We start from the raw sequence: 20830 nt of genomic DNA on the forward strand, positions 1-20830 counted from the left end.
GCCCGCGACCCAACAAATCGTAAAGGCCACCAACGGTCGCCTGAACATCGCCGATCCCCCCCATACACAGCTAATGAGCGGACTCCCAAGTCCTTCTCCCAACGCCCGCACTCGTACCGAGCACCAAAATCACCGCCCTCACCGCTCAAGCCCGCCACATTCTCTCTAAGCTCGGAAAGCCGGCACCCCGAACTTCCCGTTCGATCGCCCGATTGCGTCGAATTAAAGGCACGGCGTGCCGCTAACGTAGGCCAAACGCACAAATGCGCTTCGCTAACGGCACCGCATGCCGCTAGCACCCCGAACCTCCCGCACGATCGCCCGCCTGAGTCGAATTAAAGGCACGGCGTGCCGCTAACGCAGGCCAAACGCACAAATGCGCTTCGCTAACGGCACCGCATGCCGCTAGCACCCCGAACCTCCCGCACGATCGCCCGCCTGAGTCGAATTAAAGGCACGGCGTGCCGCTAACGCAGGCCAAACACACAAATGCGCTCCGCTAACGGCACCGCATGCCGCTAGCACCCCGAACCTCCCGCACGATCGCCACCTTCTCGACCATTCGCCTCATTCTAGCCCCAATTCCCCTATCGGGCGCCGAAATCCCCGCTCTCAACGCCTCGAGCCCGCCAATTCCCCGCTCCCCCACACACGCTAAAACGCAAAGAACCTCTCCGTGCGTCCCATCCGCACGGAGAGGTTCTTCCTCCCGCTTTATTACTATGGCATTGCATATGCTTCCGTTCCGGACTAGGCTTCCGCCGCGGCGAAGGCCTGCCCAGGTGGAACATAGTCCGTCAGCCTCCGAAATGCGATGCCTTTCTGCTGCATCAGCCTGGTCACCTTATCGCTGTCTTTGCGGTACGCCCGGTGATAGACGATCTCGCGGACGCCGCTGTTGGCGAGCATGTTCGCGCAGGTCCAGCAAGGCTGGTCGGTCACATAGACCGACGAGCCCTCGCGGTCGATGCGGTCGGTGAACAGCAGCAGGTTCTGCTCCGCGTGAATCGTGCGGATGCAGCGCTCCTTTTTCACCATCTGCTCCTTCCCGTCGACGATCTCCACCTCGAACTGCTCGGCAATCATACACCCCGCTTCCGAACAATCGGGCACGCCCATCGGCGCGCCGTTGTAGGCGGTGCCGAGCAGCTTTTTTCCCTGAACCAGCACAGCCCCGACATGCCGCCGCGAACAAAGCGAACGGGTCGAGACCATATATGCGATGTCCATGAAATAAGTATCCCAGTCCTTGCGTACCGCCTGCCCGCTTTCCATGTCCCTTACTTCCTTTCTTATGTACGGCGGCCTCGAGACCCGACCGTCTTCTCACTTACTATGCACTATATATGATTGCCGGCTTGCTTTCAACGCCTGGTCCGGAAAAGCTTGACGGCGTGCGAAAACCTTTTGCCCCGCCTGCAATCTCTTCCATTCTCGCACAAAAGCCATCCGTCCGTCTACAACACGCAACATCCCCCGATCACAGTGACCTTCAACGTTACGGAGCCGCCGCGCCGACGGTCACGAGCTTCCGCAGCTTGTCCAGCAGCTTCGGACCGATTCCCTTCACCCGCATCAAATCGTCAACCGACCGGAACGGCCCGTTTCGGTTGCGGTCCTCTACCATCGCTCTTGCCTTCGCCGGTCCGATGCCGGGCAGAAAGTCAAGCTCCTCGGCGGTGGCGCGGTTCAAATCAAGCAGTCCCGGATCCGGTTCGACCGCCGCTTCGGCCCGCATGTCCGTCGACTCCTCCCCCGCTTCGGCGGTCCCTTCGGATCTCTGCTCCGCTTTCGCCGCACCGGCGGCCGCGGGCTCCTCCGCGGCATCATCGGCCGACTCCAACGCGGACTCCAGCCGCTCATTGACGGCCGTCCAGCCATCCGGCACCGCCGGCGCCCGCGAATCGCCGAGAGCATTCCACAACAGAGCCGCGCCGATCACCGTCAATCCCCCGGTCAGCAGCCACCGGTTGACCGCATTGCGCATCATAATCGCATTCTCCTTTCTTGCACGCCCGTTATCGTACAATCCCTTGATGAAAAACCGCGCCCGCGCACCGACATAAGCGGTATGCAAGACGAGCGGCCGCGCATAGGCTGGTTAGAGCAGCGTTATTTTTCGTTTCACATAGGAGGGATACCGGTGAATATCGGTTTTATCGGAACAGGCAGTATGGGCAGTACGCTGGTCGAAGCGTTGGCCGACTCCGGGGCGCTCTCGCCGGAACAAATGATCATTACCAACCGCACATACGCCAAGGCCGAGCGGCTGGCCGCCCGCTATCCCGGTATGCAAGCCGTCCGCTCCAATACGGAGGCAGCCGCCGGCTGCGGCTTGATCTTCCTGTGCATCAAGCCGCTTGAATTCAAAACCGTCATAGACGAAATAAGGGCCAGCTTGCAGCCGGAGCAAGTGATCATTTCGATCACGAGTCCAGTGCTTCTGGCCCATCTTGAGGAATGGCTGCCTTGCAAAGTCGCCAAGGTCATTCCCAGTATTACGAATCGTGTTTGGAGCGGAGCCTCCCTGTGCATCTACGGGACCCGGATCGAGCCGGCAGACATGCACACCATCGAGGATTTGATGTCCCACATCAGCTCGCCGCTCCGCATCGAGGAACGCTACACGCGCGTCGTATCCGATCTGTCGAGCTGCGGCCCGGCGTTCATGGCGTTCTTGCTGCAGCAGTTCATCGAGGCGGCGGCCGACGAAACGGGCATCGACCGCGACAACGCCTCCCGGCTTGCCGCCAACATGCTGCTCGGCACCGGCCTGCTGCTAACCGAGGGCGGCATGACGACGGAGGATCTGCAGCAGCGCGTGGCGGTACCCGGAGGCATCACGGACGCAGCGCTGAAGCTTCTGCGCGTCGAGCTCGACGACGTTTTTCGCCGGGTCATTCGCACGACGCACGCCAAGTTCCAGGAGGATCTCGAGAAAGTGGACCAATCGTTCACCGTAAAAAGGTGACGACGGGCGCCGTCGCTTGCCGTTTGCCCCTGGCGCTTGCCGTTTGCGCCTGTCGACCGTCCGCCTTCCGTTGTAGCCGTTCATCGTCGGCCGTCGCCGCCGATCAATTGGCGACAATGTTGACCAGCTTGCCCTTGACGGCGATGACCTTGCGCACCGTCTTGCCCGCCATCGCTTCCCGGACCTTCTCGCTTTCCTTGGCGAGGCGCTCCATGTCGGCTTCGTCCGTATCGGCGGCGATCGAGATCCGGTCGACAATTTTGCCGTTCACCTGCACGACGATTTCGACCTCTTGATCGACCGTCCATGCTTCTTCATAAACCGGCCAAGGCTCGTAAGTGATGGTTCCGCCCGAGCCTGCCCCGAGCCGGCTCCACAGCTCCTCGGCGATATGCGGCGCCGTCGGGGAGAGCATCTGCAGGAAATCGGCCATCGCTTTGCGCGGGAGTGTCTCGGCCTTGTACGCTTCGTTGACGAAAATCATCAGCTGGCTGATCGCCGTATTGAAACGGAGGTTCTCGTAGTCCTCCGTCACCTTTTTGACGGTACGGTGCCACGTCCGCTTGAACGTGTCGGAGCCGTCGCCGTCCGTAATTTTCACGTTCAGCGAGCCGTCCTCATTGACGAACAACCGCCATACCCGGCCCAGAAAACGGAACGTGCCTTCCACGCCGTTCGTATTCCACGGCTTCGTCGCTTCCAGCGGTCCCATAAACATCTCGTACATGCGCAGCGTGTCCGCGCCGTATACGCCGACGATCTCGTCGGGATTGATGACGTTGCCGCGGGATTTGCTCATTTTCTCGTTGTTGGTGCCGAGGATCATCCCCTGGTTGACCAGCTTGTGGAACGGCTCCTTCGTCGCGACGACGCCCAGGTCGTACAGCACCTTGTGCCAGAAGCGGGCGTACAGCAGGTGAAGCACCGCATGCTCGGCGCCGCCGATGTACAGATCGACAGGCAGCCATTCCTTCTGCTTCTCCGGCGAACAGATTTCCTTGTCGTTATGCGGATCGATGAAGCGCAGATAGTACCAGCAGCTGCCCGCCCATTGCGGCATCGTATTCGTCTCGCGGCGGGCTTTCATCCCCGTCTCGGGATCGACCGTGTTCACCCAGTCCGTTGCGTTGGCAAGCGGCGACTCCCCCGTCCCGGAGGGCCTGAACTCGTCGACCTCCGGCAGCAGCAGCGGCAGCTCCGATTCCGGTACCGGCTTCATTGTACCGTCTTCGAGATGAAGGATCGGTATCGGCTCGCCCCAATAACGCTGGCGGCTGAACAGCCAGTCGCGCAGACGGTAGGTGACCTTGCCTTGGCCCTTGCCTTCCCGCTCGAGCCATTCGATCATGCGGGCGATGGCTTCCTGGTTGTTCAGGCCGTCGATCGGGCCCGAGTTGACGTGCGGACCGTCCCCGGCATACGCCTCCTTGGACAAGTCTCCGCCCTTCACGACTTCCACGATCGGCAAGTCGAATTGCTTGGCAAATTCCCAGTCCCGCTGATCGTGTCCCGGAACCGCCATAATCGCGCCCGTCCCGTAGCCGGCCAGTACATAATCGGCGATCCATATCGGCACCTTGGCTCCGTTCACCGGGTTGACCGCATAGGCGCCTGTGAACACGCCCGTTTTATCCTTCGCCAGGTCGGTCCGCTCCAGATCGCTCTTGCGCGCGGCCGTTTCCCGATAGGCTTCAACCGCGGACCGCCGGACGTCGGTCGTGATGCGCTCCACGAGTTCGTGCTCCGGCGCCAGTACGCAGTAGGTCGCGCCGAACAGCGTGTCGGGCCGTGTCGTGAAAACGACGAGCGATGCGTCGGGTACGCCGTCGATCGCGAACGTCACTTCCGCGCCCTTCGATTTGCCGATCCAGTTGCGCTGCATATCCTTGATGCTCTCCGACCAATCGAGCTCCTCCAGATCCTCGAGCAGGCGCTCGGCGTATTCGGTAATTTTCAGCACCCATTGGCGCATCGGCCTGCGGACGACGGGATGGCCGCCGCGCTCGCTTTTGCCGTCGATCACCTCTTCGTTGGCCAGCACCGTTCCGAGCGCCTCGCACCAGTTGACCGGCACCTCCGCGACGTAGGCGAGCCCCTTTTTATACAATTGAATGAAAATCCATTGCGTCCACTTGTAGTAATCGGGATCGGTCGTGCTGATTTCGCGGTCCCAATCGTACGAGAAGCCGAGCGACTTGATTTGCCTGCGGAAGTTGTCGATGTTGAGGATCGTGAACTCCCGCGGGTGCTCCCCGGTGTTGAGCGCATGCTGCTCCGCCGGAAGGCCGAACGCGTCCCAGCCCATCGGATGGAGAACGTTGAATCCCTGCATTCTTTTGTATCGGGACACGATGTCCGTCGCCGTATAACCTTCCGGATGTCCCACATGCAGCCCGGCGCCGGACGGATACGGGAACATGTCGAGCGCATAAAATTTCGGCTTGCCCTTCTCCTCGGTCGTTTTGAACGTTTTATGCTCGTCCCAGTATTTCTGCCATTTCGGCTCGATGACGAGCGGGTTGTAGCCCTGCTGATTCTGCTCCTGACTCATCGCTTTAAATGCCTCCTTGTTTCCTTGCGTGAGTTATCCCCAAAAGTGACGCAGTCCTCCGGCGTTGATTCCGATTACTTTTGGGGTCCCCGAAAATTTTGTTGCAACAAAAAACCCCCCGCCCCCAGCACATGGCTAGGGACGAGAGGCGCAGCTCCCGTGGTACCACCCTAGTTAGCGGCAGGCATGCTTTGCCTCCGCTCACTCTTGACGCCCGTAACGCGGGCCAAACGGCAGGACTAACCGCGCTTGCTTGGCGGCTCATACCTGCGGCTCCGAGGCGAGTTCATTCCCTGCCGCGCTTCGGCTCGCACCATCCGCCGACTCTCTGCTTTTCGCGCATCGGAACTACTGCTCCTCTTCACTGCCTGCTTACTGTTGAAAAATGTTATTTCGATTATAGGGGATAGCACGGGAGGAAGTCAATCGGAAAAAATGCGGCTCTGTCTGTAAAGGCGCGGCTCCTGCTGCCGGTCGACAGATCCGGCTTGCAACACGATAAATCCGACTTGCGGCCGTATCCCGGACCACTCCGTCCCGTTCTACTTCACCGCCACAAAAAACAGCCGCTCCGACTGCTCGATCGGTGCTTTCCATTCAAAATCGGCGTAAACCTCCACCTTGGAAAAGCCCGCACGCTGCAGGGCGCCGCGAATCCACGCCTGCTCGTATGCGCGCTGCTGGTGCACCTCCTCGAATCGGACGTAACGCGCGTCGCGCTCCGTACCCTCCCGTGCAAATATCGTCAGGTGATGCTCGATCTCATGTCGCTGCGGATCGAAATCACAAGTCCAGATGTACGCCACATCCCGGTCATCGAGCGTGAACGGCTGCTCTTCCGCGTAACGGTGCAGCTGTCTCGGCGCATGCACGTCGAACAGGAAGACGCCGCCGGGCTTCAAGCCCGCGAACGTCGAGCGGAAAGCCGCCTCCACGTCCGCTTCCTCAAGCAGATAATTAAGGCAGTCGCAGAAGGATACGACCGCATCCGCCTGCTCCGGCAGCCCCCAATCGCGCATATCCTGCTGCAGCCAGCGGATCGAGCCTTCACCCGAGCGGATCGCCTGCTGCGGCGTATCCTCCCACTTGGCTCGCGCCACCGTCAGCATGTCCGCTGACAGATCGATGCCGAACACGCGAAAGCCCGAGCGCGCGAGCGGAATGGTCACGCTGCCGGTGCCGCAGCCGAGGTCGACGACCGTGCCCGGCATGCCGTACCGCTCCCAGCATTGCCGCGCGAAGCGCAGCCATTCCCCGTAGGGCATATCCTCCATCAGCCTGTCGTATACCGACGCAAATTGCCTGTATGCTTTCATAAAGCCTCCAAACTACTCCCCCAAAAGCATTGTAAAGCTCAATAGCTTGTTCCGATGACCGGACCGCAACGACTGGTCCGCTCGCATCAACAGCTGCCGCTTAAGTGGTCGTTCAAGTTCAATTTTCTGGCCAAAATAAGTTTCGTCACCCACTGGCCGGCAACGCCTATAACCAATTAGTCTGTCTTTCTCCAAAAAAGGCCGGCCGCGGTCGCCCGCGAACCGGCCTAGCTTCCGTCTCCCGAATCGGGGCGGCTGCCCCCGCCGGCAAGGTGGGTCCAGCTCCCCTTCTGCACGACCAATCCGTCGCGCATCAGCTTGCCGAGCGCGCGCTTGAACGCCGACTTGCTGATTCCGAACTTCTGCTTGATAATGTCGGCCGGCGTTTCATCCGAGTAAGGCATCGCTCCGTTCGGCCGCTCCCGCAGAAAATCGAGCACCCGGTAGGCATCCTCCACCCGGCCGACCTCCTTGCGCTCATACATCGACAGGTTGACGCGCCCGTCTTCCCGGATGAACGTGACTCGGGCTTCGACCCGCTCGCCAAGGCGCAGCGTCCGCGAGCGTTCCGCCGCCGGAATCATGCCGTAGACGCCGAAGCCGGTGACGCCGCCGTCCAGCAATACGAATGAGCCCATCTTGAGCGTTTTCGTTACCCATCCCGACACGCGGTTATTGTGCCAGGCCGCGGGCGCGGAGAATACGAGCGGGGCAAGATCGTCCTCCGTCCCAAGCTTGGCCACCAACCGGCCGATCTTGTCGTGCGCCATCCGCACGAACACCTCGTCGCCCACACGCGGCCGGAATTCACGCTCTTCCGGCAGCTCGGCGTTCGGCAGCAGCAGCTGGCGGCCCAGCCCCATCTCGAGAAAGCAGCCCATGCGCGGATGGATGTCCGCCACCTGAAGACGCGCGAGCCCGCCGAGCGTCAACGCCGGCCGTCGCATCGTCGCAGCCAGCCGATCCTCCGTGTCATAGAAGAGGAACGCTTCAACCTCATCGCCCGGCTCGGGGCGCTCCCCGATGATCTCGCTGTAATGCAGCAGCACGTCCTGCGTGCCGTCGGTCAGGAAAAAACCGTTCGGCGGCACCTCGCGCGCCGTTTGCAGCTTGACGATCGTTCCCGCTGCCAAGCTCATGCGAATTCCACGACCTTCGCGTCGGACCACAGACGCTCCAGGCTGTAATAATCCCGTTCATCGCGGTGAAAAACGTGGACGACCACATCGCCCAGGTCGACCAGCACCCAGCGCGCCGCATCCGTTCCCTCGATCCCCCGCACGCGCGCACCTTGCTCCTCGGCGCGTTTCTTGATCTCGCCGGTGATCGCCAGCACCTGCGTGTCGGAGTTGCCGTGGCAAATGACGAAATAGTCGGCCACAAGGGAAATGTTGGCCAGGTTAAGCGCCACGATGCGTAGCGCCTTTTTCTCCTCGGCCGCTTCCACTACGGTTTGCACCAGTTTCTCCGGTTGTATCGCCATCAGTCTGCCTCCCTATTAAGACGTACGATCAGATCGTTGCGCGCCGCCACCGTGAGCGGATAAATCCGCTTGCCCTTCTCGAGCAGAAAGGCGATCGTCGAATCGAATCCGGCGAGCAGCGCGCGTTCAAGACTATGCTCTGCTAATTCCCGAATCTTATCCACTCCGGGAAATTGGCGGCCGGGCTCCATGTAATCGGCCAAACAAACCACCTTGTCGAGCAGAGACATATTCTCCCGGCCGGAGGTATGAAACCGGATCGCGCTCAACACTTCCCCGTCCGTGACTCCGTAATCGCGCGCGGCGACCAAAGCGCCCACCGGCGCGTGCCAGAGCTCCTTGTCGTAATCGAGCAAGTCGTCCGCCAGCTCCAGTCCCTCGCCCCGCAATACTTCTTCCATTCTGTCGACCGGCCAGTATTTCGCCACGTCGTGCAGAATGGCGGCCAGATCCGCCTTGACCGGATCGGCGCCGAACCGGCGCGCCAGTTCGACCGAGGTTTGCGCGACGCCCAGCGTATGGCTCCAGCGCTTTTCCGGCATTTGCGCGCGCACCGCCTCGATAATCGCCTCACGCTTCATACAAATGGTTCCTTATAATAAAAGAATACACTTTATCCGGCACCAGAAAACGGATCGAGCGCCCGGCAGTCCGGCGGCCGCGTATGTCGGTGGACGAAATGTCGAGCTGGGGCATCCGCACGATCCGCAGCTTATCGCTTATAAAAGACGGCAGCGACGCGGTATCGACCGAATGCCCCGGCCGCTCCAGCCCGATGAAAGACACGAGCTCTGCCAGCTGTTCCACCCGGTGCCAGCCGTTCAAATCGTACAGCCGGTCGGCGCCCACGATGTAAGTAAACGCCCGGCCGGGATATAATTCCTGAAGCTCCTTGACCGTATCGATCGAATAGGAGACGCCTCCCCGCTCCAGCTCGATGTCCATCGCACGAAAATAGGGCTGAAAATCAACGGCGCGGTAAACCATCTCCAGACGCTGCTCGCCGCTTGCCGACGGCTCTCTATTCTTCAGCGGGGGCACAGCGGAAGGAATGAACCACACCTCGTCCAACCCCGCGGCTTCCCTTGCCGTCTCCGCGGCAACCATATGTCCGATATGAATCGGATCGAACGTGCCGCCCATTATGCCGACCTGAATCATAGCTTGCAACTTCTCCTCCCGCCATGACTGCGCCTTAAGGCAGCTCGATGGTTTTGTAATCCTTCGATTCCTTGTACAGCACGATCGTTTTGCCGATGACCTGGACAAGCTCGGCGCCCGCGTTCGCCGCAAGCTCCTCGCCGATCTTCTTCGGATCGTCCGCGTTATTGTTCAGAACGGACACTTTGATCAGCTCCCGCTTTTCCAGCACATCTTCGATATGGCGGACGAGATGATCGTTCGTGCCGCCTTTGCCCACCTGAAATACCGGCGTCAAATGATGGGCGAGCGAACGCAAATGCCGTTTCTGTTTTCCCGTCAACATCGTGCTCCTATTCCTTCTTTCGTTAAGTAATCGCCTGCGATGTATAACCCAGCGCCTCGAGCACCGTCTCCCGCATGGCGGGGACGGGCGCGGGCTTGCCTGTCCAATACTCGAAGGCGTACGCGCCTTGATAGATAAACATCCCGAGACCGCCGTGGACGCGGCGTCCGGCCGCTTCGGCTTCCCGCAGAAACCGTGTCTTCAACGGGTTGTAAATAATCTCGCTCGCCACCGCCTCCGTCTTAAGCCAGCTCACGTTGATGTCCATCGGCAGCCCTTCGGTCTGCGGAGACATGCCGATCGATGTCGTATTAATGACGACATCCGCCTGGCGGCAAGCCATCTCCAGGCCGAATGCGCCGACGGCGCGCACGTCCTTGAGGCCGGTATGGCCCGATACCGATGCGGCCAGCTCTTCCGCCCGGTCGATCGTGCGGTTGACGATCGTGATGGTAGCCGGCCGTTCCGCCGCGAGCGCGTAGACGATCCCGCGGGCGGCGCCGCCCGCGCCGAGCAGCACGATCCGCTTGCCGGCCAAATCGGCGGCCGCCTCTTCCTTGAGCGAACGGACATAACCGATGCCGTCCGTATTATAGCCGATTAACCGGCCGTTATCGTTCACGATCGTATTGACGGCGCCGAGCGCCCGCGCGCTGGCGTCGATTTCATCCAGATGGCTCATGATCTCCACCTTGTGGGGAATCGTAACGTTGACACCGCGTATCCCCATCGCACGCACGCCCTGAATAAAAGCCCCCAGCCTGTCTCCGGTTATGTGAAACGCGGTGTAGATGCCGTTCTCGCCCGTTTCGCGGAACGCCCGGTTCAACATCAGCGGCGATTTGGAATGGTGGATCGGGTCGCCGATCACGCAATACAACACCGTGCGGCTGTCCACCGCGTTTCCTGCCTTCAGTCCGTTTGCCTCTGCTCCCATCCGATTCTCTCCTCTCCGGCACGGTTCGTCAGATCAGCGCTTCACGCACCAGCACTTTCACGCCCTTCGGCGCGTATACGTCCGTATGGGCTCCCGAGGCGCCGTTGGCGTGAATCCAGCCGAGCCCCGATATGTACACATCGCTGTTTCCGCCCGGTGGAATGCGCAGCGTATGCCGGGTCCAGGCCGGAATTTCATCCAGCTCCGCCTTCGTCGGCGGGGAGAGCAAATCGCCTTTGTGTTTGGCATACAGCTCATCGGCCCGTTCCAGCTTGGTCCGGTGCACCTTCATGCCCGGCGCGACATAAAGCGTAAACGACTGGGGAGCGCCTTCCGCAAAATCAAACCGGGCCAAGCCGCCGAAAAACAGCGACTGTCCCTCTTCCAATTGATAAACAAGCGGCTTCAACGGCTTCTCCGGCAGCAAGGCATGCAGGACGCTTCGCGGTACGAGCTCGGTCATCCTGGAAGCGTACACGATGCCGGGCGTGTCGATGATCGCCTTGCCGTCGTCGAGCGGAATCCGTACGGCATCCAGCGTCGTTCCGGGATACCGGGATACCGTAAGCTCGCGGTCCAGGTCGCTGTAATCACGGATCAGACGATTGATAAGCGTCGATTTCCCGACATTGGTCGCTCCGACGACATAGACGTCGCGTCCTTCCCGGTATGTCCGGATCGCATCGATGACGCGGTCGAAGCCCGTGTTGCGCATGGCGCTGCACAGGACAACATCGACGGTGCGCAGTCCCTGCGCTTTCGCTTGCTTCTGCACCCAATTGCGGAGCCGGTTCAGGTTGGTCGATTTCGGCAGCAGGTCCGTCTTGTTGACGACCAGCAGCACCGGATTGCCCCCCACGAACCGCTGCAGGCCGGAGATCAGGCTGCCTTCAAAGTCGAACAGGTCGACGATGTGGACGACGAGGCTCTCGGTCGCGCCGATCCCCGACAGCAGCTTGACGAATTCATTCTGGTCGACCGCCACGGAGGACGCGTCGTTATAGTTCCTGATACGGAAGCAGCGTTGGCAAACAGCCGGCTGCCTCGAAGCCGCCGATTGCGGCACAAAGCCCGGCTTGTCCGCCGTTTCGCTCTGAAGCGCTATGCCGCAGCCGGCACAGTCGCCGAGCCCTGATGTCGAATAGTCGTGCGTCACCGATGATCCTCCTCGGGCCATAATCCTTTTTTGCGAAGCTGCGCCAGCGCGAACCGTTCAATCATCCGATTGACGCGCGTCATGACGCCTTCGTCGGCCGGCGCAATCGGCACAACGAGAATCGTATACAGCCCCATTCGCTTGCCTCCGAGCACATCCGTCAGCATCTGGTCGCCGATGACGACCGTCCGGTCCGCAGGCAGCCCGAGCACCTCAAGCGCTTTGCGGAACGCTCTGCTTGCCGGCTTGCGCGCCGCATGAATGAACGGAATGCCGATCGGCTTGGCGAAAGCGGACACCCGGGTCATGTTGTTGTTCGAGACGATGACGACCTCGAAGCCGAAGTCGCGGACGCGGTCCAGCCAAGCGACAAGCTCGGGCGTGGCGATCGGATCGCGCGCACCGACAAGCGTGTTGTCGAGGTCTGTAATGATGCCTCGGACTCCACGGGACTTAAGCTCGTCCAGGTCGATCTCATATATCGATTGCACCGCCAAATGCGGAATAAGCCGTTTGAACATGGTTGAACTCCTTGGCGGCTTTCCGTTCGGATGCGCTTAACCTTTAACCCGAAGCCGAAAAGCGCGTTATTTCTTTCCATTATACGAAAAACTATACCATAACCGGGGATTTCCATGCAAAGAAGCGGGGGCCTGAGCCCTCCGCTTCCCGGTGAGCGGGATCGGCTACAGCCGTTCCCGTATCGTCTTGATTTTATCGGCAAGCCTCTCCGCCTCATCGGGGGAAGCTTGCGCCGAACTGTACTTGGCCCGCTCGAAGACGTTCAGCACCTGGATGAAATCTTCCCGCAGCGAGCGGCGGACATCCGCCCAGCGGTGGACCGATTCGCGGAGCGTCTCATGCTCGAACCGCTCCAGCCCCCGCTTCCTGCAATACCGGATCAGCTTCTCCGTTTCCAGAACGATAAGCTGGTTGCCGCTCAGTGTGCCGAAACGCAGCTTATGCCATATTCCGGCCGCCGCATTCCGTGTAAAGTAAGCGGCTATCGCCAGCAGCGCGACAAGCGTCCCGATGCTCCAGCCGAGCGGAATCGAGAAAACGTCCTTTTCCGCCGCTGCGGGCGCCGGCTCCGCGGCTTCCGGAGCCTGCTCAGGCACGGCGGCGGGCGCTTCTTCAGGCGCGCTGTACGGATAAGAGAAGCCCGCCGTCGGCTCGAACGGCATCCAGCCGTAACCGTCGAAGTAAACCTCCACCCAGGAGTGGGCGTCGGCATTGCGCACCGTATACGTGCCGCCCCCGTTCGGGTCGACGGCCCCTTGCGGCATCCCGCCGCCGTTAAAGGTATCGAGGGGAAGAATACCGGGCGCAAAGCCCTTCACCCAACGCGTCGGAATGCCGGATGCGCGCGTCAGCACCGCCATTGCGGTGGAGTAGTAATCGCAGTACCCTTCCTTGATTTCGAACAGAAAGGAATCGACGAAATCCACGCTCTTTTTCTTGCTCAGATCGGGCGTATTCGTGTACGGAAAGTTCTGCTGCAAATAGGTTTCTATCGCTTTGACCTTATCGTATTCCGTCGTTTGCCCGCTCGTCAGTTTCTTAGCCAGCTCCCTTACACGCGGTGTAACGCTATCGGGCAGCTGCGTATAGGCCGCCAGCAAAGCTTCGTCCGTGACGGGCTTCGACTGCCGCAGCTTCGCTTCGTCCAGCACCGGCACTTCCGACACGACCGAATAGACTTCCGGATAAGGCGTGCGTCCCGACCGCGGCCAACGCAGCTCACCTGATTCCTGCAGCCAGGCGAGCGAGGGCGGAACGCTGGATCCATTGTCCGCTTCGGCTGCGCCGATCGCCCTGACCGAGCGGATGGTGGCCGCGCCGAACAGAACGGGATACGGATCCTTCCGGATCATCGTGAACGTCTGCCGCACTTCCTCCGTCTCAACGTCAATGTCATCCAGCACGGAAGGCAGAGCCATTTCGGGAGCGATACCCGATATTGCCTGCTCCCTCCGCTCGGCGGCGCTTTCGTCCCAGCCCGTTCCGGTATATACCGACTTTGTCTCCCCGCGCCAATAGCTTCGGCGGTTGGTGGATACGGTCATCACCTCGGAATAATCGAACTGGAAGCCGCCGCCAAGCTGGCCGTCATCGCGGCTGTAGCCCGATCGGCTGTCGCGCGCCGGCTGCCCGGCGGACGCGCTTTCCAGCTTGTCGCCGACGAAGGAAGGTACGGATTGTCCGCGCGATTCCATCCAGATTGTATAAGGATCCTTGAGAATCGGCCGAATATTCGGCACGAACAGGCCGGACGCCATCACAACCGCGAGGACGAGCACGACCGGGAAGGCGAAGCTGACCGGATATTGAAGCATATGGCTCCACGTCTCCGGGTGCTTTTGCTGGAACCGGTGAAAATGCTCGGCCGCCAGCCAGGCAAGCGCAACGAATACGCTCCACGCCACCTCGTCCCAAAAATAAATTTCGGTGAACGAATCGAGGATGCTCAGTGAGAACACGCTTGCCCCGGCCAAGAAAATGACCTGATACCTTGTCCGGCAGAAATACCCGGCAAACAAGTACAGCAGCAGCACCGGAAACGAGATCCAGATATACGGATCCAAAGGAGAAACGAGCGCTGCGAACCAATCCCCCCAAGGCTGCAGAGGGCGAAGCTTGTCGGGCGTGTCCACCCAGACAAAGCCGCTCTGCCTGATCGTGATGGCCAATGTGGCGAGACCATGCAGCGCCAGCCGAATCCATCGAGGTCCAGGAACGAGCCACTCGATCGCCACGCCGGCGATCAGCAGGCCGTGCACGATCGCAAAAGTCTGTGGCCACCAGTAATTTTCCAGGGAATCGAACCATTGCCACAGCAATACAGCGGAGAACAGAAAGGCGAGCTTGCCGTACCAGTTCGAGGCCAGGTACTTAAGCGGCCTGCTGCCGCGATTGTCACCCATCAGCTCGCGCCTCCTTCCAGAACGCCCGGCAGGTCCTGCAAACGGCCCACATTGTAAGTTTGCCAACCCCGGGCGCGCAGCTGCTTGTGCCAACCGCCGTCCGGGACTGCTCCGTCTCCTGCCGGCAAATGAATAAGCGAAGGCGTCATGCCCTTTCTCTCAAGCCATTGCATGGCGCTTGCGACCTCCTCGCCGACATGCGGCGTCACCAGAACGACGAACGAGCCCGGAGCAAGCAGGACGGACGCCTGCCGCAGCGACCGGTACAAGCCGGCCGAACCGTCGGCGGCCACGTCGACCAGATGATTCAGCACCAGCTTGCGCTGTTCCGCGGTCGCCCGCGGTTGAAACCCGTCAGCCGTCGCGCCTACAGACACGAGCCCCATCGCCGTTTCCCGGCGAAGTCCGTGCTCGAGCAGCGAAGCCGTTACCGATACCGCGAGCTCGAACTGATCCGGCTTGGCGTAAGCCGAGCCGCACCGGTCCAACACGACGACCGTGCGGGGAACGGATTCCCGTTCGAATTCCTTGGACTTCCATTCGCCGGTTTTGGCCGTGGCGTTCCAATGGACGCGGGACAGCCTGTCGCCGTTCAAATACTCCCTCACCCCGTTAATCTGCGTCGTTTCCTTCGCGGCACGGGCGGATGCCGCATGCGAATAAGGGCCCTTCAAGCCGCGCTGCAGCTCGCTCCACGCGCGAATCGGGACCGTCTGCGGAAGCACGGTGAAGGACGACGGGGAATCGAAGCGTCCGGTATGCTCGAACAGTCCGAATATATCTCTTGTCACGCACTCGGTTTCCAGGTAGGTGTAGCGTCCCCGTTGAAGCGGGGGTGTCGAATATTCGACACGCCCTTGCCTTCGGATGTCCGGAATAAACGACACCTCGAACTGCATGCTTTGTGCTCCCCGCCGTTCAAGCCGATCGTGCACAAGCACATAGGGGAGAGGCCAGAACCCGGGGATTTTCAGATCGATCTTGACATCCAGACGGGAACCGGCAGCGAGAACGCCGTCGTTTGCTCCGCCGGTGCCGGACAGCTGCCTCGTCCCTTTTACGAAGCCGATTCCGCTCCACTTGCCCATTACCAGATACACGATGAGAACGTTCAAAATAACGAACAGCATGAAGGACGTTTTACCGCCCTGGAACAGCAGAAAAAGCGAGCAGCTGATGTATACGAAACCCGTCAGCCGCCAACGAAGCTGCATGACTCTGGCTGTATTCATCCTCAACGCTCCAACCGGACCGGAACCGAGATTTCCCGAACCAGCCTGTCCACGACTTCCTCGGAAGTGATCCCGTTCATACGGGCGTCCGTATGAAGCAGGATGCGGTGGGCAAGCACATGACCCGCCAGCAGCTTGATATCATCCGGAATGACGTAATCGCGCTCATTGAGATAGGCATGGGCTTTCGCCGCGGCCATCAGGGAGATGGAAGCGCGCGGGCTGGCCCCGAGCTGTACGCTTTGATGCTCGCGGGTCGCACGAATGATGCGGACCAAATAATCGCCGACCGCGTCGTCGACGTGAACCGCCCGGACCTGTTCCTGGATGCGCGCGATATCGGCGATTTCCGCGACTTGCTCCACGCTCGCATAGGCCTGGTCGGCGCGGCTGTTCAGCACCATCCGTTTCTCGGTCGCACCGTCCGGATAGCCGAGCGTCAGCTTCATCATGAAACGGTCAAGCTGCGCCTCCGGAAGCAGGTAGGTGCCCTCGAATTCGATCGGGTTCTGTGTCGCGAACAGGATGAAAGGCTTCGGCAGCGGATGGGAGATCCCGTCCACCGTCACATGCCGCTCTTCCATCGCTTCGAGCAGCGCGGACTGCGTCTTTGTCGTCGCTCTATTAATCTCGTCGGCCAGCAAAATATTGGCCATAATCGGGCCGGGACGAAAAATAAAAGCTTCTTCCTTGGGGTGATAGATGGAAACGCCGGTTATATCGGTAGGCAACAAGTCGGGGTTGCACTGGATGCGTCGAAATTGCCCGCCGACCGCTTTGGCGAGCCCTTTGACGAGCTGTGTCTTGCCTGTGCCGGGTACGTCTTCGAGCAATACGTGCCCGCCGGCGAGCAGCGCGGCGAGGAGCCGCTCGATTTCGTCCGATTTCCCGAGAATGCAGCTTTCAAGATTTCGTCGAATCGCGCCTATCATCTGCATATCGTTGATGCGTATTTCCATTGCTCAAAACCTCCCGGTCGTAGAAGTGTCATGACGCTGGTCCGGCACCGGTCGGAATACCTCCGGACAAACGGCAATACACTTCCATTTTACAGGAAGGCCGGAGACGTGTACAATTGTCTATCCGCTAAAAAAAATTGGAGGATCGCACAGCGATCCTCCAGGCCTGAAAATCTATGGCGCCAGCACGGCGAACAGCAGCACGACAAGCAGCACAAAAAGCACAAGGATGAACATAAGCGGTTTATCCATGTCGGAACTCCTTTCACAGAGGCGACTGCTTATATCGTATGCCTCCGCTCCGAAATCGTTCCGACCTTCCCCTATCCGTCCGGCGGCAAAAATTCCCCGTTTTATTTCAGTCGCATGAAGTCGGTTTGCACGACAGAAGGCGATGTCCGGGAAGGCTTATTGAAATTCAATCGACGTCAGCCGAATACGACGCGGTCGTCGGCCATTTTGTGGCCGCTGATTTGCTCAAACTCGCGAAGCAGCTGCTCGACGGTCAGCTCTTTCTTTCTTTGCTCATTCACGTCGAGGATGATCCGGCCCTTGTCCATCATAATCAGGCGGCTGCCGAGACGGATGGCCTGCTCCATATTGTGGGTCACCATCAACGTCGTCAGCTTCATCTCCCGCACGATGCTTTCGGTCAAGCGCGTAATCAATTCCGCCCTCGCCGGGTCGAGTGCCGCGGTATGCTCGTCGAGCAGCAGAATCTGCGGCTTCGTAAAGGTGGCCATCAGCAGGCTTAGCGCCTGGCGCTCGCCGCCCGACAGCTGGCCCACCTTGGCCCTCGGACGATTCTCAAGACCCAGGCCCAGCCGTCTTAGCTGCTCCTGAAACAAAGCTCGTCTGGCACGCGTAACGCCGAAGCCCAAACCCCGGAATTTGCCCCGTGAATAGGCCATGGCCAGATTTTCTTCAATCGTCATGTTTGGGGCTGTTCCGGCCATCGGGTCCTGAAAGACACGCCCTACCCAACGGCTGCGGCGGTACTCGGGAAGCTGATGAACGGCGTCTCCGTCTATGCGCACCTCGCCGGCGTCCGGCGTCATCACGCCTGAAATCACGTTCATCAGCGTAGACTTGCCCGCTCCGTTGCTCCCGATAACCGTAACGAAGTCGCCGGGCTGCAGCGTAAGGTTGATATCGATCAAAGCGATTTTTTCATCCGCCGTACCCGGAAAAAACAATTTGGAAACCCGATTCAGCTCAAGCATGCTTGCCACCTCCCGCCGGCTGCTGCGGAGTCCGCGCCGCAAGCTGGGCGGTACGTCTCTTCGCCAGTTGTTTTTGTCTCCATGAACGCTGGGCGGAAGGGATAACGAGCGCCAGAATAACGATCGCGGCGGTTATGACCTTCAAATCCGAAGCTTCGAACCACTCGGCCCGCAGCGCAAGCGCCACGACGATCCGGTACACCACCGCTCCGGCCACTGCCGCCAGGGTAGCCCAAAATACGGTGCGGGCACCGAGAACCGCCTCCCCGATAATGACGGAAGCGAGACCGATGACGATCATCCCGATGCCGCTTGAGATGTCCGCAAAGTTCTGGTACTGCGTAATCAACGCGCCCGACAAAGCGACAAGCCCGTTCGACAGGCTGACCCCGACGATTTTGGTCGTATCCGTGTGGACGCCGAAGCTCCGGATCATCCGCGCGTTGTCGCCAGTGGCGCGCAAAGCCAAGCCAAGATCGGTCCGCAGAAAAGCATCCAGCATCAGCTTGATCAAAATGACGCCTGCCGCGATAAGGCCGATCCGCAGCCAATCGGACGGAATATCGAAAAACGGTACGTCGAAGCCCCGAAGCGACAGGTTCGGTTTGCCCATGATCCGCAAATTGATGGAATACAGGGCGATCATCATCAGGATGCCGGAGAGCAGCCCGTTAATTTTTCCTTTCGTATGCAGCAATCCCGTGCATACGCCCGCGGCAAGCCCGCCGCCGAACGCCGCAAAACCCGCAAGCCACGGGGAATAACCCCCGGTGATGATCACGGCGGCAATCGCACCGCCTGTAACAAAGCTGCCGTCCACGGTCAGATCGGGAAAATCGAGTATACGATACGTAATGTATACGCCAAGAGCCATGATGGCATACAGCAGCCCAAGCTCAACCGATCCGACAATCGCATTAAACATATGAATAAACCTCCCAAATAATCCCCCGAAAATGATAAAACCCTCAATCGAGGTCTCTCGATGATGACGACCGCTTTTACAGACAGGTTTTATCGCGGGAAAAAAGCTGTTTTCGGAAACCCGAAAACTTAGACTTTGTTGTGCTGTTAAAAAGGGGTGAACGAAAGGCCGTTCACCCCCTGCAAGAAGCGATTAAGGCTGGATCAGGTTTTGTTCCTGGTCGACAACCTCTTTTTTCATTGCGTCCGTCACTTCAATGCCCATTGCCTGCGCTGCCTTCAAATTCAAAATGAAATCCAGCTTATCGGGGAAGGTGATTTTCATGTCGCCCGGATTTGCGCCGTTCTTCAAGATTTCAACCGCCATCTGGCCGACTTGATAGCCGTGGTCATAATACTTGAATCCGACCGTTGCGAAGGCGCCCTGCTCTACTGTATCGCGGTCGCTGGAGAACAGCGGAAGCTTCTCCTCATTGGCGATTTCGATCAGGGTGTCGATCGCGCTTACCACCATGTTATCAAGCGTGATGTATAAGGCATCCACACGGCCGACCAGCGACTCGGCCGCCTGCTGAACTTCCGAGGTATTAGTAACGGCGGCCCTGACCAGTTCAATGCCGTTCGCTTTAAGCGCTTCTTCGGCTTTGTCGGCCATCACGACGGCATTGGGCTCCCCTTCATTGATGACCAAGCCGACCGATTTGACCTTCGGGAAGTTCGCCGCGATGAAATCCATCAGCCTGACGATCGCCTCCGGATTCGTATCCGAAGCGCCGGAAATATTGGCGCCCGGCTTGTCCAGATTCGTGACGAGCTTGGCTCCCAGAGGATCGGTAACCGCCGCGAACAGCGTCGGCGTTTCCTGCTCCTGCTCGGCTACCGCCATCGCGGAAGGCGTCGCAATCGCCAGAATCAGATCGTTGTCGGCGTCCGCCAGCTTCTGCGCGATGGACAGGTTGTTCGTAGGATCGCCCTGCGCATTGTTAAAATCGACTTTCAGATTCTTGCCTTCTTCGATCCCGGCATCCTTCAGAGCGGCCAAAAAGCCTTCGCGCGTCGCGTCAAGCGAGGGATGCTCCGCAATCTGGGATATTCCGATCTTGTATTGCTTTTGCTCCGTGTTGCCGGAGTTTCCGGCCCCGCTTTCGGTGTCAGTGTTGCCGGAGGCATTTCCGTTGCCAGCCGCGTCGCCGGAACCGGTATTGCCTTTGCCCGCGCCGCATCCCGCGATGACCAGCACGGCGGTAAGCACAAGCGCCAACCAAGTGAATTTTTTCAAGTTTAACTGCTCCTCTCAAGTGGACGCAACCGGCAGCCGTTTAACGCTTTTATCCGTTAAAGCAACAAGTAGCAATGCCGCGCCGTATGTTTTACATATACTATATACTATATATTAATTTGGGTTAATAATCTCGTCAAATAGATTAATATGTAAAGACGTCCGTTCCCTCACGACGGGGCGGCCCTTTCCCATTCTCGCCGCAAGGCGGGCTCCATGCGAAATACATGTCTGGAACGCGAACGTCGAACATGTGGGAGCATGCAAAAAAGAGACTCCTTTGGTTCCAGCGAAAGGAGTCTCTTTGTATAAACCCGTATGGGCGTTTGCACATTGAAAACCGGATGCGAATGTAAAGTTAGCTGGTTTATGTTCTTACTCCCCTTGTA

At 59.4% G+C, this 20830-nt stretch carries 19 protein-coding genes and 1 other annotated feature; of the genes, 1 reads left to right on the plus strand and 18 read right to left on the minus strand.

Going from position 1 to position 20830, the window contains the following annotated elements; translation table 11 throughout:
* Nucleotides 1-750: 750 nt before the first annotated feature.
* The gene (locus RWM61_RS16835; protein ID WP_314002915.1) at nt 751-1275 is read right to left on the minus strand and encodes a dCMP deaminase family protein; all 525 of its coding nucleotides are present in this window, start codon (nt 1273-1275) and stop codon (nt 751-753) included.
* Between the two features lie 223 nt (nt 1276-1498).
* Nucleotides 1499-1990, minus strand: a complete 492-nt coding sequence (locus RWM61_RS16840) for a ComEA family DNA-binding protein (protein WP_314002917.1) — start codon at nt 1988-1990, stop codon at nt 1499-1501.
* Nucleotides 1991-2143: 153 nt separating this feature from the next.
* On the opposite strand from RWM61_RS16840, the gene comER reads away from it, so the two are divergent.
* Nucleotides 2144-2971, plus strand: coding sequence for a late competence protein ComER (gene comER, locus RWM61_RS16845; RefSeq protein WP_314002919.1), 828 nt, complete (start codon nt 2144-2146; stop codon nt 2969-2971).
* A gap of 103 nt (nt 2972-3074) precedes the next feature.
* Here the strand turns inward: comER and leuS are convergent, their stop codons facing one another.
* The 16 genes from leuS to RWM61_RS16925 all read right to left on the minus strand — a co-directional run bounded on the left by leuS (nt 3075) and on the right by RWM61_RS16925 (nt 20441).
* Nucleotides 3075-5522, minus strand: a complete 2448-nt coding sequence (gene leuS, locus RWM61_RS16850; RefSeq protein ID WP_314002921.1) for a leucine--tRNA ligase — start codon at nt 5520-5522, stop codon at nt 3075-3077.
* A 134-nt stretch (nt 5523-5656) separates the two neighbouring features.
* Nucleotides 5657-5896: a binding site (T-box leader), on the minus strand.
* A 168-nt stretch (nt 5897-6064) separates the two neighbouring features.
* Nucleotides 6065-6838, minus strand: a complete 774-nt coding sequence (locus RWM61_RS16855; RefSeq protein WP_314002923.1) for a class I SAM-dependent methyltransferase — start codon at nt 6836-6838, stop codon at nt 6065-6067.
* A 227-nt stretch (nt 6839-7065) separates the two neighbouring features.
* A complete protein-coding gene (locus RWM61_RS16860) occupies nt 7066-7977 on the minus strand; it encodes a S1-like domain-containing RNA-binding protein (RefSeq protein WP_314002925.1) in 912 nt (303 codons plus the stop codon).
* Entirely contained in the window at nt 7974-8321 is a 348-nt protein-coding gene (gene rsfS / locus RWM61_RS16865; RefSeq protein ID WP_314002927.1) for a ribosome silencing factor, read from the minus strand. The genes RWM61_RS16860 and rsfS overlap by 4 nt, the downstream gene beginning before the upstream one ends.
* Nucleotides 8321-8902, minus strand: coding sequence for a bis(5'-nucleosyl)-tetraphosphatase (symmetrical) YqeK (yqeK, locus tag RWM61_RS16870; RefSeq protein WP_314002929.1), 582 nt, complete (start codon nt 8900-8902; stop codon nt 8321-8323). The genes rsfS and yqeK overlap by 1 nt, the downstream gene beginning before the upstream one ends.
* Nucleotides 8892-9482, minus strand: a complete 591-nt coding sequence (nadD, locus tag RWM61_RS16875; RefSeq protein WP_314002950.1) for a nicotinate-nucleotide adenylyltransferase — start codon at nt 9480-9482, stop codon at nt 8892-8894. The genes yqeK and nadD overlap by 11 nt, the downstream gene beginning before the upstream one ends.
* A 34-nt stretch (nt 9483-9516) precedes the next feature.
* A complete protein-coding gene (gene yhbY / locus RWM61_RS16880) occupies nt 9517-9807 on the minus strand; it encodes a ribosome assembly RNA-binding protein YhbY (RefSeq protein WP_314002931.1) in 291 nt (96 codons plus the stop codon).
* Nucleotides 9808-9829: 22 nt separating this feature from the next.
* Nucleotides 9830-10744, minus strand: coding sequence for a shikimate dehydrogenase (locus RWM61_RS16885; protein ID WP_314002933.1), 915 nt, complete (start codon nt 10742-10744; stop codon nt 9830-9832).
* A 28-nt stretch (nt 10745-10772) separates the two neighbouring features.
* Entirely contained in the window at nt 10773-11900 is a 1128-nt protein-coding gene (gene yqeH / locus RWM61_RS16890; RefSeq protein WP_314002935.1) for a ribosome biogenesis GTPase YqeH, read from the minus strand.
* Nucleotides 11897-12421, minus strand: coding sequence for a YqeG family HAD IIIA-type phosphatase (locus RWM61_RS16895; protein WP_314002936.1), 525 nt, complete (start codon nt 12419-12421; stop codon nt 11897-11899). Before RWM61_RS16895 ends, yqeH begins: the two co-directional genes overlap by 4 nt.
* A gap of 165 nt (nt 12422-12586) precedes the next feature.
* Nucleotides 12587-14824, minus strand: coding sequence for a transglutaminase domain-containing protein (locus tag RWM61_RS16900; protein WP_314002938.1), 2238 nt, complete (start codon nt 14822-14824; stop codon nt 12587-12589).
* A complete protein-coding gene (locus RWM61_RS16905; RefSeq protein ID WP_314002940.1) occupies nt 14824-16056 on the minus strand; it encodes a DUF58 domain-containing protein in 1233 nt (410 codons plus the stop codon). Before RWM61_RS16905 ends, RWM61_RS16900 begins: the two co-directional genes overlap by 1 nt.
* Nucleotides 16057-16058: 2 nt before the next feature.
* Nucleotides 16059-17015, minus strand: a complete 957-nt coding sequence (locus RWM61_RS16910; RefSeq protein WP_314002942.1) for a MoxR family ATPase — start codon at nt 17013-17015, stop codon at nt 16059-16061.
* 428 nt (nt 17016-17443) lie between these two features.
* Entirely contained in the window at nt 17444-18238 is a 795-nt protein-coding gene (locus RWM61_RS16915) for an ABC transporter ATP-binding protein (RefSeq protein ID WP_314002944.1), read from the minus strand.
* Complete coding sequence (locus RWM61_RS16920; protein ID WP_314002946.1) at nt 18231-19163, minus strand: ABC transporter permease; 933 nt, start codon at nt 19161-19163, stop codon at nt 18231-18233. The genes RWM61_RS16915 and RWM61_RS16920 overlap by 8 nt, the downstream gene beginning before the upstream one ends.
* A 192-nt stretch (nt 19164-19355) precedes the next feature.
* Entirely contained in the window at nt 19356-20441 is a 1086-nt protein-coding gene (locus tag RWM61_RS16925) for an ABC transporter substrate-binding protein (protein WP_314002948.1), read from the minus strand.
* Nucleotides 20442-20830: the final 389 nt, after the last annotated feature.

Origin of the sequence: uncultured Paenibacillus sp. (genome assembly GCF_963515335.1) — a bacterium.
Taxonomy (GTDB): Bacteria; Bacillota; Bacilli; order Paenibacillales; family Paenibacillaceae; genus Paenibacillus_I.

Excerpts from the sequence above, each read along its gene's own strand:
- yhbY (WP_314002931.1), bottom strand. The coding sequence starts at position 9,807 with ATGTTGACGGGAAAACAGAAACGGCATTTGCGTTCGCTCGCCCATCAT.
- rsfS (WP_314002927.1), bottom strand. The coding sequence starts at position 8,321 with ATGGCGATACAACCGGAGAAACTGGTGCAAACCGTAGTGGAAGCGGCC.
- RWM61_RS16895 (WP_314002936.1), bottom strand. The coding sequence starts at position 12,421 with ATGTTCAAACGGCTTATTCCGCATTTGGCGGTGCAATCGATATATGAG.
- RWM61_RS16835 (WP_314002915.1), bottom strand. The coding sequence starts at position 1,275 with ATGGAAAGCGGGCAGGCGGTACGCAAGGACTGGGATACTTATTTCATG.
- RWM61_RS16840 (WP_314002917.1), bottom strand. The coding sequence starts at position 1,990 with ATGATGCGCAATGCGGTCAACCGGTGGCTGCTGACCGGGGGATTGACG.
- RWM61_RS16885 (WP_314002933.1), bottom strand. The coding sequence starts at position 10,744 with ATGGGAGCAGAGGCAAACGGACTGAAGGCAGGAAACGCGGTGGACAGC.
- RWM61_RS16915 (WP_314002944.1), bottom strand. The coding sequence starts at position 18,238 with ATGCTTGAGCTGAATCGGGTTTCCAAATTGTTTTTTCCGGGTACGGCG.
- RWM61_RS16910 (WP_314002942.1), bottom strand. The coding sequence starts at position 17,015 with ATGGAAATACGCATCAACGATATGCAGATGATAGGCGCGATTCGACGA.
- yqeK (WP_314002929.1), bottom strand. The coding sequence starts at position 8,902 with ATGAAGCGTGAGGCGATTATCGAGGCGGTGCGCGCGCAAATGCCGGAA.
- RWM61_RS16855 (WP_314002923.1), bottom strand. The coding sequence starts at position 6,838 with ATGAAAGCATACAGGCAATTTGCGTCGGTATACGACAGGCTGATGGAG.
- RWM61_RS16860 (WP_314002925.1), bottom strand. The coding sequence starts at position 7,977 with ATGAGCTTGGCAGCGGGAACGATCGTCAAGCTGCAAACGGCGCGCGAG.
- RWM61_RS16920 (WP_314002946.1), bottom strand. The coding sequence starts at position 19,163 with ATGTTTAATGCGATTGTCGGATCGGTTGAGCTTGGGCTGCTGTATGCC.
- RWM61_RS16900 (WP_314002938.1), bottom strand. The coding sequence starts at position 14,824 with ATGGGTGACAATCGCGGCAGCAGGCCGCTTAAGTACCTGGCCTCGAAC.
- nadD (WP_314002950.1), bottom strand. The coding sequence starts at position 9,482 with ATGATTCAGGTCGGCATAATGGGCGGCACGTTCGATCCGATTCATATC.
- leuS (WP_314002921.1), bottom strand. The coding sequence starts at position 5,522 with ATGAGTCAGGAGCAGAATCAGCAGGGCTACAACCCGCTCGTCATCGAG.
- RWM61_RS16905 (WP_314002940.1), bottom strand. The coding sequence starts at position 16,056 with ATGAATACAGCCAGAGTCATGCAGCTTCGTTGGCGGCTGACGGGTTTC.